Genomic DNA, 16,563 nt, shown 5'->3' on the forward strand with positions numbered 1-16,563 from the left:
GTAAACGGTACCTTTTCTTCGGTAAGCGGTTGTATTTCCGTCTCCGTTTTCGATGGTCGCTATATTACGCTAAAGTGCCCGCAGCACAAGCGACAAATTCAAATTTCTGAAAAGTTTTTTCATTACTTTGTGAAGCGTGGTGCAAATACGCTCCGTTCCTGCGACAATACGCTCAGTTACTGGTTGATGGTTATAACGTCTGAAACAATTTCGAAACGAAAGGCGCGCTTTTATGCAAACTTACGAATCGGACACCAATATCGGAAGCATTAAGATTCTCGCCGTCGACATGGACAAGACGCTGCTCACCGACAAGCGCGTGTTGCCGCAGGGTCTTGATGAGCGCCTGGACAAGCTCGCCGACGCAGGCATTGTATTCTGCCCCGCCAGCGGACGCCCCGCCCCCAAACTCGAGGAAATGTTCGAGAGCATTAAGAACCGCCTTGCTTTTTGTCCCGACAACGGAGCCTGCGTCATCTATCGCGGCAGCTATATCTATAAGAGCAACATCGATGTGGCGCTGTATCAGCAGGTGCTCACCCGTGCCTCGGAGGACCCGCGTGCCGTTCCCGTCTTGTGCTGCTACGACGAGTTCTATGTGCTCGCCCGCGACCATCAGTACCACGACGAGATCAGCGTCTACTACAACACGATCAACTACGTCGATAGCTTTGAGGGCCTTGATATCGAGTCCAACAAGATTTCGATCTTCTTCCCCGCCTACGATGCCGAGCCAGCGTTTCGCGAGGACTACAGCCCCGAGTTCTCGGACAAACTCTACGTCACCAATGCGGGCCGCGAGTGGATCGACTTTATGAATCTGGGCGTCGACAAGGGGTCGGGCGTAGCACATCTCTGCGAGCGCCTGGGCATCGATATCGCCGACGCCGCTGCCGTGGGCGATACGTACAACGACATCCCCATGCTTGAGCGCGTCGGTCACAGCTTTATCGTGGACAATGCCGAGGAGCATATGAACGCGCATGCCAAGTGGCGTATTCCGAGCAACAACGACGGGGGCGTACTGACGCTCATCGACGCTATCTTGGCGGCTCGGTAACGTGGCACGTCGGACCTGGCCGGGCGGCGCGGATTAGTTTTTCGTTCGGTCAGGTCCTGGGCTCGCTCGGAAAGCACATTAAGTGCTTTCCGGCTCGTGCGGAATCTACGAAAAACTAATCCGCGCCGCCCGGCCAGGTCCTAGGTTTACTTTCCTGCCGCCAAGATGGCGTCTTGAGTGTCTAGATACTTAGCTGAAATGATTTGAGCAGAGGGGAGCCCCTTGTTGGAAGGGGCTCCCCTCTGTTTTGGTTACTGTGGGACAAATTAATCAGTAGTGTTTGTCCCAAATCTTAAGTATGTGGGGGCTTGCGTCTTGGGCGAGCTTGCCTTACGGAGTGCTTCCCTATTTCGCGTCGGCCCAGGTTATGCCGGTGCTGGCTTCGGCGATTAGGGGGACGCGGAGGTCTACTACGTGTTCCATGACGTCGCGGACCATGGCGGTGAGGCGCTCGACTTCGTCGACGGGGCACTCAAAGTCCAGTTCGTCGTGTACCTGCAGAATCATGTGGGCAGCAAAGCCCTCTTCTTCCAGGCGGCGGCTTACGCGGGCCATGGCGATCTTGATGATGTCGGCGGCGGTGCCCTGCATGGGGTGGTTCATGGCCGTGCGCTCACCAAAGCCGCGGAGCTGCGGGTTTTTGGCCTTGAGCTCAGGAATATGGCGACGGCGGCCGTACATGGTCTCGGCATAGCCCGTCTGCTTGGCACGCGCCACCACGTTGTCGAGGAACGTACGCACGCCCGGGTATGCCTCGTAGTAGCGGTCGATCATGTCGCGTGCCTCGGCCATCGAGATATGCAGCGACTGCGATAGGCCGTAAGCCTGCTGACCATACACGATGCCAAAGTTCACGGCCTTGGCGCGGCTGCGCAGGTCGGGCGTCACCTCGGACACCGGCACGCCAAACACGCGCGCGGCCGTCTCGGCATGGAAGTCCTCGCCCTCGTTAAAGGCGCGCACCAGATGCTCGTCACCCGAGAGATGCGCCAGCAGACGCAGCTCGATCTGCGAGTAGTCCACCGCCAAAAAGACGCTTCCCTCGCCTGCCGAAAACGCCGTCTTGACAGTACGGCCCAGCTCCGAGCGCGTCGGGATGTTCTGAAGGTTCGGGTCACTCGAGGACAGACGACCCGTCGCCGTGATGGTCTGGTTGTACGTGGTGTGCACGCGACCGTCACCACGACGCAACGGGCCCAGCGTGTCCAGATAGGTGGACTTGATCTTGGACTTCTCACGCCAGTCCAAGATCAGACGCACGATTTCGTGGTCACGGGCAAGGTCGCTCAGCACCTTGGCGTTGGTCGAATAATAGCCGCGCTTGGTCTTTTTGAGGCCCTTGGTCGGAAGGCCCATCACGTCAAAGAGCACGTGCGAGAGCTGCATGGGACTGCCGATGTTAAAGGTCTCGTCGCCGGCCAGATCGCGAATGCTCCGCTCGATCTCGGCAATCTGGGTCGCCAGACCCTCGGACAGACTATGCAGGCGGTCGGGGTCCACGAGCATGCCCGCGCGCTCCATCTTGGCAAGCACCGGCACGAGCGGCATCTCGATGCCATCGAACACGTTGGCGGCGTTCTCGCGGGCCATGCGGTCGCGCAGCGGCGCCACGAGCGCCAGCGTCAGGGCCGCAGTGCGGGCAGCAGGGGCAGGAGCGTCCTCGCCAGCACCCTCCGCGCCGCGCGCCGCAGGCAGCGTCATCTGCAGATAGGTATCGGCCAGATACGCCTCATCAAACTCGGAGCGGTCGGAATCCAACAGATAGGCGGCGACCACAGTATCGAAGATGCGCGTGGAATCGACGGCCAGCGGATCCATGAGCTCGGGCTCAGAGGAATCGATGGGCGAAAGCTCGTGCAGCAGCGCCTTCATGTCCGGGCTCGCCACGCGGCCCTCCATAAACAGGCGCGCGAGCACGCCGGCGACCACGCCGTGGGCAACGTTGAAGCCATCGACCACGGCAGACGCACCGCCGTCGCCCTCCTCGAGCGCAAGCAACCCCTTGGACGTCGCCAGCCACAGCGTGCGCGTCAGGCCAAAAAGTGCGCCTTCCTCCTTGTCATCGTCCACCACGGCGGCGACCCACTCGCCCGCCTCGATCGCACGGACAACCTCGGACGCCACGGCAGCAAGCGCCTCGGCATCGCCGGCAGCGGTGCGCTCAATCGTGGGCATCTCAAACGTGCTAGCAGCGGCCGCAGCCCCGCCCTCGCCGCCAATCAGCGCCAAAAAACGGTTCTGCATGGCCGTAATGCCGAGCGTGCCCAGCGTAGCGGACACCTCGTCGGCAGAAAACGCCGGGAAGGACGTCGCATCAAAGTCGAGCTCGACAGGCGCATCGGTACGAATGGTTGCGACCTTGCGGCTCAGCAGCGCGTCGTCGATATGCGCGCGCAGGTTCTCGCCCATCTTGCCCTTGACCTCGTCGGCATGTGCGATGACCTCGTCCAAGCTGCCGTACTGCGCGATGAGCGCGCTCGCCTTTTTGGGGCCGATGCCCGGCACGCCGGGAATGTTGTCGGAAGTATCGCCCTTCAGGCCGTAAAAATCGGGCACGAGCGCCGGTGTAATGCCGTGATACAGGTCGTCCACGCTCTCGGGCGTCATGATCGCCACGTCGGACAGGCCTTTGCGGGTCGAGACCACGTTGACGTGCTCGGTCACGAGCTGATACATGTCGCGGTCGCCGGTCACCAGCAGCATGTCGCAGCCGGCTTCCTCGCCCAGGCGCGCCATGGTGCCCAGGATATCGTCACCTTCCCAGCCCTCGGACTGCAAAATCGGCACGTTGAGCGCAGCGAGCAGCTCCTTAATCATGGGGAACTGCGCGTGCAGGTCGGGGTCCATGGGCGGGCGCTGCGCCTTATACTGCGGCAGCATCTCCATGCGCACGCGCGGCTTGCCCTTATCAAACGCCACGACCACACCGTCGGGGTTAAAGGCGTCGATCATCTTGAGAAACATGTTTAAAAAGCCAAAGATCGCGTTGGTGGGGCGACCGTCCGGCGCGTTCATGGTGGGCGGCACGGCGTGGAAGGCGCGGTGCATGAGCGAGTTGCCGTCGATAACGGCAAAGGTGCGGCGCTTGTCAGACATATTGAATACCTCGCTTTGGGCTGGGCACGATTTGCTCCCACCAGTTTACACGCTCCCCGCCTCGCGGCCACCGCACATCAAGCTCCTCCGCCACCGCGCGCCCGCGCGTGATACGATGGCTCACGGTACATTAACCAGCACGATCGATCCGAAAGGAGCCTGCGTCATGGAGCGTCCCTGCGCATGGAAAAAGTACACGCCACAGCAGATCGAGGAGCTCGAGGAGCTTTGCCGCGGCTATAAGCAGTTTTTGAGTGAGAACAAGACCGAGCGCCTGTGTGTCAAGGCCGGCATCAAGATGGCCGAGGAGGCGGGCTACGTCGACCTGGAGACCGTGATCGCCGAAGGCCGCGAGCTCAAGGCAGGCGACAAGGTGTACGCCGCCAACCACGGCAAGGACCTTATGCTCGTCAACCTTGGAACCGCCCCGCTCGAGCAGGGCTTTAACATCCTGGGCGCCCACGTGGACTCGCCTCGCCTGGACCTCAAGCAAAATCCCGCCTTCGAGGCCGGCGACATGGCCTACCTCGACACGCACTACTACGGCGGCGTCAAGAGCTACCACTGGGTGGCCTCCCCGCTCGCGCTTGTGGGCGTCATCTGCAAAAAGGACGGCACCACCGTCGACATCAACATCGGCGACAAGGCTGACGACCCGGTCTTTACCATCTCCGACCTGCTGATTCACCTCTCGAGCGAGCAGATGGCCAAGCCCGCCAAGGACGCCGTCGACGCCGAGATCCTCGACGTGATTGTGGGCGGCCGCCCCGTCAAGTTTGACGAGGACGACAAGGACGCTCCCAAGGAGCCCGTCAAGCAGATGTTCCTGGATATCCTCAAGGAGCAGTACGACGTCGAGGAGGAGGACTTCCTCTCCGCCGAGATCGAGGTCGTGCCCGCCGGCCCGGCCCGCGACATGGGCCTCGACCGCTCCATGATTCTGGGCTATGGCCATGACGACCGCGTTTGCGCCTACCCCTCCATGCTCGCCCAGATCAATGTGGCCAATGTCGAGCGCACGAGCATCACACTCATCGTCGACAAGGAGGAGATTGGTTCCGTGGGTGCCACCGGCATGACGAGCCGCTTCTTCGAGAACACCGTCGCCGAGATCATGACGCTCGCCGGCGAGGATAGCCCGCTGGCCCTGCGCCGCGCACTCGCCCACAGCCGCATGCTCTCCTCTGACGTGTCCGCGGGCTTCGACCCGGGCTACGCCGGCAAGTTCGAAACCAAGAACGCAGCCTTTATGGGTCGCGGCCTGTGCTTTAACAAGTACACGGGCAGCCGCGGCAAGGGCGGCTCTAACGACGCCGACGCCGAGTATGTGGCCCTCATCCGCGACATCATGGACGAGGCGGGCGTTGACTTCCAGACCTGCGAGCTCGGCCGCGTCAACGCAGGTGGCGGCGGCACCATCGCCTACATCATGGCCAAGTACGGCATGAACGTCATCGACTCCGGTGTTGCCGTCCTGTCCATGCACGCCCTGTGGGAGGTCGCTAACAAGGCCGATATCTACGAGGCCTATCGCGGCTACAAGGCCTTCATCGAGCGCGCCTAACCGACCCTTCATCAGTTGCGGTGAAATACGGACTAAACTGGCCCATAAACGACCAAAACAGACCGTATTCCACCGCAACTTTCTTTTTGGCAGAGGAGAGTCCATGCTGCAGGTCATCATTTCGCCCGCCAAACAGATGCGCGCGGCCCAAGATGCTTTTGAAGTCCTGGGCATTCCACCTTTTGTGCACGAGACGGCTCGCCTCCACCGCGCACTGCTAAATATCGAGCGGAATGAAGGCAGCGGCGGCCTGCAGGCGCTATGGAACGTGAGTGACAAACTGCTGGGGCCTTGCCTCAACACCCTGCATGAATTCGGGCCCATCCTGAAAAACGGCGATCTCGACAATCCCGCACTCGCCCGTCACCTCTCCCCTGCCGTCATGTCCTATCACGGCATTCAATACCAGAGCATGGCACCCGAGGTGATGGATTTCGCGCAGCTCGCATGGCTGCAAGACCATCTGTGGATCCTCTCGGGCCTTTACGGATGCGTACGCCCCTTCCACGGCGTGTCGCCCTATCGGCTCGAAATGGGGGCGAAGCTTGCCGTCGACGATGCCCGAGACCTCTACGCGTTTTGGGGCGACAAACTCGCACGGGTCATCGCTCCGGCGGGCTCCAACGCTACGATCGTCAACCTTGCCAGCGTAGAGTATGCCAAAACCGTTCTGCCCCACCTCGCGGGCGACGCCACGGCCGTCACATGCCTCTTTGGCGAGGGTATCCGCAACGGGAAGCCCATCCAACGGTCGACCGCCAGCAAAAAGGCGCGCGGCTCCATGGTGCGGTGGATGGCAGAAAACAAGCTCGAGGATGCAAGCGAACTTACCGCATTCAACATCGGCTATCGTCACATCCCCGAGCTTTCAGACAAAAACACCCTGGTTTTCATGAACGCGCAGGCACAATAGGCCCGCCGTTTCCAAACACTCCGTTACTCCGCCAAGCCATCGGCCTTTGCAATCCCGTTTGTCGAACCGTCCTGATAGACAATCTTGACGTGCTCAACCTCGGACACCGCAACACCCGTCGGAGGCTCCAGACGCCATTCCGTCAGGACGATATCCATGGTCGTGGGCACATCTCCTTGATCTTTGAGCTTCACCGTGAGCGTTTTGAGCGCCGCGTCAAACGTCACGCGTTCGATTTCTTCACCTGGAATGGACCCACCACTCAGCTGCAACTGCACAAACTCATCGCGCGGGTACCAATAATCGCCCGGAACGGCGAGCGTATTGGCATTACCGCCAGTACTCCTCACCGTCATAATCGGTAGGCTATCATCAGCCTCGAACTCCCACGCAGCGCCGCCGCGACCGCCGAACGTCCAAATACAAAAGGCAATCACCAACACGGCAAGCACCGCAAAACCAATCGCGACAAGGCCATGGTGCGCACGGCTTTCCTCGGCCGATACATCCCATTGTGTCTCTCGATATAGATGCTTGTCTTCCATGTACGCCTCCCCACAGGCACGCTCGTTAGGCCAATCGTACCCATTCGAGCTATACTTGAGCCCATTACATAAACGGGGAGCTTGCAGGACAAGACGGCAGGCTGAGACTGGGCGCGCCCGCCCTGACCCGCAAACCTGATATGGGTAATGCCAACGAAGGGAGCCGTGCCAATGAGCACACAGACCGAGCCCAAGCTCGTCACGCAAATCGACTTCGCCCGCGCCGGGCAGATCACACCGCAGATGAAGGAGGTCGCCGAGCGCGAGCATCGCGACCCCGAGTACATCCGCGAGCGCGTGGCCGACGGCCGCATCGCCATTCCCGCCAACATCGTGCACATCAAAAAGGGCATGCGCGCCTTTGGCGTCGGTGAGGGCCTGTCCACCAAGGTCAACGTGAACCTGGGCATCTCGGGCGACAAGGCAGATGCCGCCGAGGAATGGAAGAAGGTCAAGATCGCCGAGGACTTTGGCGCCGACGCCATCATGGACCTCTCCAACTCGGGCAAGACGCGCCAGTTCCGCCAGCAGCTCATCGACGAGACGCCGCTCATGGTAGGCACCGTCCCCATGTACGACGCCATCGGCTACATGGAAAAGCCGCTGGTCAAGCTCACCAAGGACGACCTGTTCGAGGTCGTGCGCGCGCACGCCGAGGACGGCGTGGACTTTATGACCATCCACTGCGGCATCAACAAATCGGTCACCATGACCTTTAAGGAGACCGGCCGCCTCATGAACATTGTCAGCCGCGGCGGCTCGCTGCTATTTGGCTGGATGGAGGTTACCGGCAACGAAAACCCCTTCTACGAGTACTTTGACGAGCTGCTCGAGATCTGCCACGAGTACGACGTGACCATCTCGCTCGGCGACTCCTGCCGCCCGGGCTGTCTCTACGACTCCAATGACGCCACCGAGACCGCCGAGATGATCGAGCTGGGCAAGCTGTGCAAGCGCGCCTGGGCCGCCGGCGTCCAAGTCATGGTCGAGGGCCCGGGTCACATGGCGCTCGACGAGATCGCCGCCAACATGAAACTGCAGAAGCGCCTGTGCCACAACGCCCCGTTCTATGTGCTCGGGCCGCTGGTGACCGATATCGGCGTGGGCTACGACCACATCACCGCTGCCATCGGCGGCGCTATCTCCGCCAGCTCCGGTGCCGACTTCCTGTGCTACGTGACACCGGCCGAGCACCTATGCCTGCCTAACGCCCAGGATGTGCTCGACGGCCTCATGGCCACCAAGATCGCCGCACACGCCGCCGATATCGCCAAAAAGGTGCCGCACGCCCGCGACATGGACGACAAGATGGGCCAGGCACGCCGCAAGCTCGACTGGGATGCCATGTGGGAGTGTGCTCTCGACCCGGTCACCGGTAAGAAGCGCTACGAGGAGTCCCCCGCCGCCACCGAGGGCACCTGCACCATGTGTGGCAAGATGTGCGCCGTCCGCACCGTTAACAAGGTGTTCGAAGGCACGACGATCGACCTCGGCATGGAGGACTAACTCGTCACCGGAGCCACAATCGGTAACATGGTGTTCGTCAATTGTTGACGTGTGAACATTTGCTTACATTTGCGTAAAGATTGCATCGCCCGCCCGGGTTCGACATAGAGTCGGCCCGGGCATCTTTATAATGCTGGCTTAAAGACCCATTTGATTCCGACCGAACAAGGGAGCAAACATGGATCGCAGTAAGGTACCTGCCGTTCTATCCATCGCAGGATCCGATTCCAGCGGTGGCGCCGGCATTCAGGCCGACATCAAGACCATCACGGCGCACCGCCTGTATGCCGAGACGGCCATCACCGCCATCACCGCACAAAACACGCTCGGTGTCACCGCCGTGCAGAATATCTCCCCTGATATCGTCGCTGCGCAGATTGACGCCGTATTTGACGATATCCGCCCCAGCGCCGTCAAGATCGGCATGGTTTCCTCTGCCGAGATTATCGAGGTTATCGCCGACCGCCTGAGCGCCTGGAACGCGACAAACGTGGTCGTCGACCCCGTCATGGTAGCCACCTCGGGCGCACGGCTGATTGCCGAAGATGCCGCCGAGGCGCTCACCCGCCGCCTGTTCCCACTAGCAACCGTCATCACGCCCAATATTCCCGAGGCCATGGCCCTGCTTGACTACGAGGTCGACTCCGAGCGCACACAGCAAAATGCTGCCATGCTCCTCACCCGCCGCTTTGGTTGCGCATCCCTCGTTAAGGGTGGGCATCTTGTCAACGAGGCCAACGATGTATTGGCCGAACCCGCGCCGCTCGATGACGAGGGCAACCATCTGGGCGATCCGCTCACCACGTGGTTCCGCCACAAGCGCATCGAGACCGACAACACACACGGCACCGGCTGCACGCTTTCGTCCGCCATCGCCTGCGCGCTGGCCCAGGGCATGGATCTTGCCGATGCCGTCAACGCCGGCAAGGCCTACCTAACGGGTGCTCTCGCCGCCGGCTTTGACATGGGCAAAGGCTCCGGCCCTGTCAACCACATGTGGCAGTACTAAATAGCCAGTAACCTGCCAAAAAAAGACAGGCTACCTTGCACCAAAAACCGTCGCAACATTCGATGAAAATCGTGCAAACGCGAAAAATCATCGGATGTTGCGACGGTTTGATTTTAGATAGCGGTCGAGCAAAGGACCGGGGCGCCTATTCGTCGGCGAGCTGGATGCCGAGCAGACCCGAGAGTGCCAACGCCTGCTCGGCATTAACCGTCAGGCCACGCAGCTCATGGTAGTCGCCCGAGACGACAGGAGCCGCGAACGTACAACACGATACATCCACGCCGGAAAGCGGCGTCTTGAACACATCGATTCGCGTCAGGTCGCAGCCGTCCAAGCGCAATTGCCCCAGCTTTGCCCCCTGGAGTGCGGCCTCGGTCAAACGCGTGTCACGCGCAGCCATGGGGCCAATGCTTCCCTCCGAAAGGTTCGCATAGCTCAAATCGCACGATGTAAACGACACGCTCGACAGACGCGCCCTGAGCAAGTTGAGCCCCGGCGCCGAGCAGTCAACGAAGTCGCAGCGGTTGAGCCAGCAACCTTCCATGTTGCAGCGGATAAAGCGGCAACCGCGAAACACCACGTCGCGAAACGTCGAGCCGCTCCAGTCAACGCTATCGAACTCGCATGATCGGAACACGACGCCATCGAAGGTCGCGCCGTTCGCCACGTCGCAGGCAAGATCCAAATCCTCAAAAGCGGTATTGGAGACGAGCTCATCGCCCTCGGCAAAGAGGTCGATGAGCTCGTCCATGCCCATATGGCAGCCAATCCGTTCGTTTACCCGGGCAAAACCACCACAAAGGTGCCTGTCCCCTTTGCGGTGGCTTGGGGTCGCGCTACTCACCGAGCATCTCTTGGAGCTTGGCTGCCACGGCATGTCCCAAGCTCTCGTGGCTTTCGGGCATCATATGCAGATAGTCAATATCGCCCGGCTCGGCAAACTCGGCGGCATTCAAAAAGTCGCAGCCAAACTGCTCGGCCACGTGCGCATAGTACTCGCCAAAATGTTCAGATGCCTCGACGGAACGCTCGTCAAAATCGGTCATATATATATCGGCGATCTGCGGCTTGATCTTGATAGGAGCCATCAGCAGGATGCGCGGGCAAGGCGCGGCGTCGGTCCACGGAAACGCGCGGACGGCGCGAATCAGCGCCATGGCGCCACGGGCGATATCGGAAGCTGTCACGTTAAAGACCGTCTTACAGTCGTTGGTGCCCAGCATGATCACAATGGCGTCCAGCGGCTTATGAGCCTCGAGCAGCATCGGAAGCGCGCGAATGCCGTTGAGGTTAGTGTCCAGATGGCACATGTCGTCGCGTACCGTCGTGCGGCCGTTGAGGCCTTCTTCAATTACATGCCAGCCCTCGCCTAAGTCACGTTGGACCACGCCACACCAGCGCACATCCTGCGCATAGCGCACCGCGGTACCGTCGCGCATGCCCGCCGGATCGTAACCATAGGTGTTGCTGTCACCAAAGCACAGAACGTTTTTCATCGTAAGCTCCCCACTCAATAAAAAGCCGACAGGAGCAGCCTCTCCCGTCGGCTCGGTATATCGCATCACGAGCACCGTTTACAGGTACTTGCGCCAGTCGTCGTCATCCTCGTCATCCTCGGCAGCGGCCTGAGCCTGCTCGGCGGCACGGGCGGCTGCGGCGCGGGCGGCAACCTGAGCATAGGACTCCTCGTTTCGCTCGGGGAAGTTTGCCAGCACGTGCTCGAATTTGGCGAAGTCCTCGTCCCAGCGCGTAGAGGGCACGGCAAAGAAGACCTGCTTGACCTTGAAGTCGCCCGATGCGAGCTCCTTGCGGAAGAGCTCGGCCACGGCCTCTGCGTCAAAGCCGTTGTTCTCGCAGCCCCAAGCACCCACTACGAGCTTCTCGCGGCCAAGCTCATCGCAGATAGCAAGCACAAAGCGAATGCGGTCGCGCAGGGCGTCAAGCAAGGCATCGTCGCTCACGCGGTACTCCTGGCGAGCACGCTTGGCGTTGGGTGCAGCGGCGACGATCACGTCGGCATAGGCGTGCACATGCTTGCGCTCGAAGCGCACCGCGGGCACCACCAGCGCACGGTTGCGGTACAGCTCACAGTTGATGTTGCGGCGACGGTTCTCGCCGTACCATTTACGCTGCTTATCGAGGACGTTGTACAGATACGAATCGGCGCACAACGTGGCCTCCTGGCCCAGATAACCCTGAATATATCCACCGCCCGGATTGGTAAACGAGGCAAAGGCGAGCACGGCCATGTCGCAGAACTGCGCATAGCCGCGACCGTTATCGAGGATTGCCTGCGTGGCGGAGGCATCAAGCACAGTGACCTCGGGCAGGACCGGAGCGGGCTCCTCAGCAGGCGCGGACTCAACTTCGGCGATTTCCTCGGCAGGCTCCTCGACGGGCTCGGGCGCCGCCTCGGTCTCGGGCGCTGCCTCGACCTCGGCAGTCTCCGCGTTCTCGACGTCCTCGGCGACCTGCTCTTCGGGGGCCACAGCAGTCTGAACCTTGGCCTTCATCGCCGCGACAAAGCCGGTGGGCATGCCGTCAAACTCGCGAACACCGGCAAGCGAACGCTCGATATCCTTGGCGCAGGCCTCGGACACAGTCATCACATGGCGCTCGGCGGCCTTGGCACGGGCCTCGCGCTTGGGATTGGGCTGACCCGCTCGGTTGGACCTGTGGTTACGGTTCCTGTTGTCGACGTCTGCCATAAGTGGTCACCTTTCCTGTCGCTGCCGCTATCGGCTTTTCTCATCCATGATACCCCGCCGCGCACAAAAAAGACGGCCCCGAAGGACCGCCTTTCGCATCGTTTTACCGTGTCCGGCAGGAAGCATCGCAATGCCGCGCTTTAATCGCGACGGCCGAGGATGTTCAGAATGCGCAAGAACACGTTGATGATGTCCACGAACAGGTTGGATGCCATGAGCACGGCGTTGGGCAGCGTGGGTGGCACCGTCGTGGCAACATAGGTGTCGTAACCAATAAAGCCGGCGAACACCACGATCACGATCAGGTCGGTGATGGTCTGCGAGACGCCCATGAACATCAGCACGATCTCAACCAGAATAGTGGCGAGCAGAATGCCAAAACCGATGCCATATACGCGCTGGAAAAACTTGGGGAACGTCACGCCCAAGGCGCCAAAGACAAAGGTGATGGCGGCCGTGGCGATAAAGGCAGTGTTGATGGTGGGCAGGTCGTAGTTGGCAAGGCCAAACGACGCGGTCAGGCCAAAGGTACTCGCAAAGATTACGTAGCCCACAAGGGACAGGCCCACGGACTGCTTGCTGGCGGCAGCTGACATCATGACGATGCCGACAATGGTCAGGATAAACGAGCCAAAACCAGCGGCAGGGCGGCCCCGCTCATCATCATGCGCGCAAACGACATGGTGCTCGTAAAGTAGGCGCCGGCGCCCATGGCGCAAAAGCCCAAGAAGATCAGGGCAGACATGGCGAGATTGTACGCGCGCGGCGACATCTCCTTGGCGCGGCTTGCGCCGGTCTCGACGGGGCCGTTCTGATAGCCCTGGATATCGTTCATAGCTTCGTCCTTTCAAAAAGCGCCGCGAATGACGGCGCAGCAGATGACAAGATTCCTACCATTGTACCCGAACGCCGTGCGTCCCTACCTACGGCGCTCGCCCTCGAGCGCGCGGTCAAACGCCCAGACCCACCAACGCATCACGTGGGCCTGCGAGCCGTCCGGCCGTTCGCGCGCCTGGTCCTCCAGATACAACTCGGTCGCATGCCCGCCAAAACGAACTTTATACGTTGCCGTACGAACACCGTGGACCGTTAAGCCAAAGCCCGTGGACGAGACAATCTCGTCAATCGTAAAGCAGCGACCGTCGACCCAGCAGACGGTGACCGGCACGACTTGTCCGCCCGCGAGGATGCGGGCCACGACGTCCACATACTGCTTGTGCACGCGCCGAGTTTTGCCATCTGTCTGTCGATATTCCATGCTCCTATTATCGAACGCATGTTTGTATATTGTAAAGCGAACAGGCTGTGGTTTTGGCGTGTCGGACCGCATGTGCACGTCCGCACGACGTGTTAGCAAAAAGAACACCCGCGGTCAACAGGGCTAATATTCAATGTTAGTGCCAAAAAATTCACTTCTCCCATCAGAACTCGGTAAAGAAGCCCACAGGAGGTGATACGATTTATCATGTTTTTGTAACGTGTCTGCAAACTTCGAGAAAGCCCATACATGGACGTAACGTTCTCAACCTTCCTCGGCCAACTTGTGTCGAACCCAGTCCTTGCCGTCACCGTGATCCTCGCACTCGGCGCCATCTTCGTCAACGGATGGACCGACGCGCCCAACGCCATCGCAACCTGCGTCACCACGCGTTGTATGCCCGCCCGCGCCGCCATTCTCATGAGTGCCGCATTCAACTTCTTGGGCGTGCTCATCATGACGCACTTTAACGCGAGCGTCGCCAACACCATCTCCCATATTGTCGACTTTGGCGGAAACAGCACCATGGCGCTCGCCTGTCTGTGCGCGGCGCTGTTCTCCATCGTCGTCTACGGCGCCACAGCGTCGCGTTTTGGCATCCCCACCTCGCAAAGCCACAGCCTTATCGCCGGCCTGACCGGTGCCGCCATCGCCCTCGGCGGTGCGAGCAGCGTCAACGTCCACGAGTGGATGAAGGTCATCTACGGCCTGGCGCTCTCCATCGGTCTGGGCTTTGTCATGGGCTGGGTCCTGTGCAAGCTCGTCTCGATTCTTTTCGCCGCCGCCAACAGGCGACGTGCCAATGTCTTCTTTAAATACGCTCAGATCGCGAGCGCTGCAGCCATGAGCTTTATGCACGGCGCGCAGGATGGACAGAAGTTCATCGGCGTGCTCTTTTTAGGCGTGGCCTTTGCCAGCGGCCAGACGAGCGTCGGCGATGCCGGCATCCCCATCTGGATTATGCTGCTATGCTCGGCCACCATGGGCATCGGCACCAGCGTGGGCGGCGAGCGCATCATCAAGTCCGTTGGCCAGAGCATGGTCAAGCTCGAAAAGTACCAGGGCTTCTCCGCCGACCTGGCGGGCGCCGCGAACCTGCTGCTTGCCACCCTTACCGGCATCCCCGTGTCCTCCACGCACATCAAGACCTGCGCCATCATGGGCGTCGGTGCCGTCAAACGCCTCTCGGCCATCAACTTCGGCGTCGTCAAGGACATGATGTTCACCTGGTTCTTCACCTTCCCCGCCTGCGGACTCATCAGCTTTGTCATGGCCAAGCTGTTCATGATGTTCATCTAGTCAAACCGAACGTCCATCCGGACCGTAACACCTCGCCCACCCGTCTTCGCCTCGAAAGGACCCACTCATGGCAAAGAAACCCGATTCGTTCTACTTTGACAACTACGTCGCCTGCGCCGACCTCGCCGTCCAGGCCGCCGAGCTGCTTACCAAGATTTTCGAGAACTTCGATCCCGCTAAGATTCACGATATGCTCGACAAGATGCATGCGATCGAGCATGCGGCCGACAAGAAGCACCATGAGCTTGAGGACGCCCTGCTCACCGCCTTTATCACCCCGCTTGAGCGCGAAGATCTGGACCTGATGAGCTGCTCGCTCGACACCGTGCTCGACCGCATCGAGGGCGTCGTGCAGCGCGTCTACTTCACCAACATCCAGAGCATCCATCCCGATGCCATCGTGATCGCCCACAAGGTGACCGACGCCTGCCGCGCCATGAAAGACCTGATGGTCGAGCTGCCTAACTACCGCAAGTCCAAAACGCTGCGCGAGCTCGTCATCCAGATCAACACCATCGAGTCCGAGGCCGACGAGCTCTATATCAACGCCATGCGTAACCTGCACGTTAACGGCAAGGACCCGCTCGAGGTCATCGCTTGGCGTGACGTGTACGCCTTCCTGGAGTACTGCGCCGACTGCTGCGAGAATGTGGCCGATGTCGTGGATTCGATCGTCATGAAGAACAGTTAATTGGGGGTACATGTCCCACCGGTCGCGGGCCCGGCCACTAATAACCTTTTTCACTCCGGCTGCAAGCAGAGTCGTTCAAAAGGTTATTAGTGGCCGGGCCCGCTCCCTTATGCACCACCATTGGGAACTTTGGCTGATAGATTTAGCGCGATGGGGGTTTGGCTGAAGGGACCTATGGTACCCGTTCGGACACTTTGGCCCTTGATGAGCGTTTGGCTGATTGCTGCTTTGGGTATTGTTTGGGTTACTTTGGGTTTGTTTGATTTTTAATTGTTGGAGGGCTTGTATGTCTTATTTGGATCTGGCTCGTGGTCGGTATTCTTGTCGTTCTTTTGAGGACCGTCCTGTTGAGCAGTCGGTAGTGGATGCCATTGTTGAGGCGGGGCGGATTGCTCCTTCTGCTTGTAATAATCATCCAGCCCGTGTGATGGTGCTGGATACGCGCGAGCTGTTGGAGAAGGCTGCTGCTTGTCAGCCTCGGTTTGCTCGTGATGGGTCTATCTTTGGAGCTCCGCTTGTCTTCCTTATTTGCAGCGTTACCGATGATGCTTGGGTGCGCCCGTATGACCAGATGAATTCCAGTGAAATCGATACGTCCATCGTGTGCGACCAGATGATGATGGAGGCCACCGAGCAGGGCCTGGGAACGTGCTGGGTATGCCATTTTAAGCCTGAGGTGGCACAGGAGCAGTTCAATCTGCCCAAGGGCGTCTATCCCTATCACATGCTCGTCTGTGGCTATCCCGCCGACCACATCGCCGATCCCGAGCATCGCGAGGCCCGCACTATTCCCCTCTCCAACTTCCTCCTCAAGTAGTTTTTAGACATACCTTAAAATCTACCTTTTACCACGCGCCCTTCGCGGTGACGCATAATTTCTTTCGCAAATTGACAACCGCATAGCGGAACACGGC

The 16,563-nt window shown here is 60.0% G+C and carries 16 protein-coding genes and 1 riboswitch; of the genes, 8 read left to right on the top strand and 8 right to left on the bottom strand.

Annotated features, from left to right (window positions below; genetic code table 11):
• The first annotated feature begins 232 nt into the window (after nt 1-232).
• Nucleotides 233-1,060, top strand: a complete 828-nt coding sequence (locus DW645_RS05935; RefSeq protein WP_118226810.1) for a Cof-type HAD-IIB family hydrolase — start codon at nt 233-235, stop codon at nt 1,058-1,060.
• A 345-nt stretch (nt 1,061-1,405) separates the two neighbouring features.
• Here DW645_RS05935 and polA read toward each other — a convergent pair whose 3' ends face one another.
• Nucleotides 1,406-4,156 carry a DNA polymerase I gene (gene polA, locus DW645_RS05940; RefSeq protein WP_118226812.1) on the bottom strand — a complete coding sequence of 917 codons (2,751 nt, stop codon included), beginning with the start codon at nt 4,154-4,156 and terminating at the stop codon, nt 1,406-1,408.
• A 166-nt stretch (nt 4,157-4,322) separates the two neighbouring features.
• Between polA and DW645_RS05945 the strand changes: the two genes are divergently transcribed.
• Both DW645_RS05945 and DW645_RS05950 read left to right on the top strand, forming a co-directional pair.
• Complete coding sequence (locus DW645_RS05945) at nt 4,323-5,720, top strand: aminopeptidase (protein ID WP_118226814.1); 1,398 nt, start codon at nt 4,323-4,325, stop codon at nt 5,718-5,720.
• Between the two features lie 103 nt (nt 5,721-5,823).
• Nucleotides 5,824-6,633 carry a YaaA family protein gene (locus tag DW645_RS05950; protein ID WP_118226816.1) on the top strand — a complete coding sequence of 270 codons (810 nt, stop codon included), beginning with the start codon at nt 5,824-5,826 and terminating at the stop codon, nt 6,631-6,633.
• Nucleotides 6,634-6,656: 23 nt separating this feature from the next.
• Here DW645_RS05950 and DW645_RS05955 read toward each other — a convergent pair whose 3' ends face one another.
• Entirely contained in the window at nt 6,657-7,178 is a 522-nt protein-coding gene (locus DW645_RS05955) for a hypothetical protein (protein WP_118226818.1), read from the bottom strand.
• 63 nt (nt 7,179-7,241) lie between these two features.
• A riboswitch (TPP riboswitch) is annotated at nt 7,242-7,357 on the top strand.
• On the opposite strand from DW645_RS05955, the gene thiC reads away from it, so the two are divergent.
• Together thiC and thiD are read left to right on the top strand one after the other, a co-directional pair.
• Complete coding sequence (gene thiC / locus DW645_RS05960; protein WP_118226820.1) at nt 7,350-8,684, top strand: phosphomethylpyrimidine synthase ThiC; 1,335 nt, start codon at nt 7,350-7,352, stop codon at nt 8,682-8,684. It overlaps the preceding riboswitch by 8 nt.
• Before the next feature lie 178 nt (nt 8,685-8,862).
• Entirely contained in the window at nt 8,863-9,693 is an 831-nt protein-coding gene (gene thiD, locus DW645_RS05965; protein WP_118226822.1) for a bifunctional hydroxymethylpyrimidine kinase/phosphomethylpyrimidine kinase, read from the top strand.
• 145 nt (nt 9,694-9,838) lie between these two features.
• Here the strand turns inward: thiD and DW645_RS05970 are convergent, their stop codons facing one another.
• From DW645_RS05970 to DW645_RS05995, 6 genes are all read right to left on the bottom strand, one after another.
• On the bottom strand, nt 9,839-10,450 hold the full coding sequence (locus DW645_RS05970; protein ID WP_117647245.1) for a pentapeptide repeat-containing protein: 612 nt from the start codon (nt 10,448-10,450) through the stop codon (nt 9,839-9,841).
• A 79-nt stretch (nt 10,451-10,529) separates the two neighbouring features.
• On the bottom strand, nt 10,530-11,189 hold the full coding sequence (locus DW645_RS05975; protein ID WP_158568691.1) for an SGNH/GDSL hydrolase family protein: 660 nt from the start codon (nt 11,187-11,189) through the stop codon (nt 10,530-10,532).
• A 78-nt stretch (nt 11,190-11,267) separates the two neighbouring features.
• Nucleotides 11,268-12,401, bottom strand: a complete 1,134-nt coding sequence (locus DW645_RS05980; protein WP_117854965.1) for a TIGR02452 family protein — start codon at nt 12,399-12,401, stop codon at nt 11,268-11,270.
• 140 nt (nt 12,402-12,541) lie between these two features.
• Entirely contained in the window at nt 12,542-13,000 is a 459-nt protein-coding gene (locus DW645_RS05985) for a Bax inhibitor-1 family protein (protein WP_118226826.1), read from the bottom strand.
• Nucleotides 13,001-13,017: 17 nt separating this feature from the next.
• The gene (locus tag DW645_RS05990) at nt 13,018-13,236 is read right to left on the bottom strand and encodes a hypothetical protein (protein WP_118226828.1); all 219 of its coding nucleotides are present in this window, start codon (nt 13,234-13,236) and stop codon (nt 13,018-13,020) included.
• A gap of 84 nt (nt 13,237-13,320) precedes the next feature.
• A complete protein-coding gene (locus DW645_RS05995) occupies nt 13,321-13,659 on the bottom strand; it encodes a hypothetical protein (protein WP_147356635.1) in 339 nt (112 codons plus the stop codon).
• Nucleotides 13,660-13,908: 249 nt separating this feature from the next.
• Here DW645_RS05995 and DW645_RS06000 point away from each other — a divergent pair, with 249 nt between their 5' ends.
• The 3 genes from DW645_RS06000 to DW645_RS06010 all read left to right on the top strand — a co-directional run bounded on the left by DW645_RS06000 (nt 13,909) and on the right by DW645_RS06010 (nt 16,466).
• Nucleotides 13,909-14,958, top strand: coding sequence for an inorganic phosphate transporter (locus DW645_RS06000; RefSeq protein ID WP_055251696.1), 1,050 nt, complete (start codon nt 13,909-13,911; stop codon nt 14,956-14,958).
• 67 nt (nt 14,959-15,025) lie between these two features.
• On the top strand, nt 15,026-15,649 hold the full coding sequence (locus DW645_RS06005; RefSeq protein ID WP_055251695.1) for a DUF47 domain-containing protein: 624 nt from the start codon (nt 15,026-15,028) through the stop codon (nt 15,647-15,649).
• A 286-nt stretch (nt 15,650-15,935) separates the two neighbouring features.
• Nucleotides 15,936-16,466 (top strand): nitroreductase family protein, encoded by a 531-nt coding sequence (locus DW645_RS06010; protein WP_118226832.1) that lies wholly within the window; start codon nt 15,936-15,938, stop codon nt 16,464-16,466.
• The last annotated feature ends 97 nt before the right edge of the window (nt 16,467-16,563 follow it).

Source organism: Collinsella sp. AM23-17 (assembly GCF_003470945.1).
GTDB lineage: Bacteria > Actinomycetota > Coriobacteriia > Coriobacteriales > Coriobacteriaceae > Collinsella > Collinsella aerofaciens_O.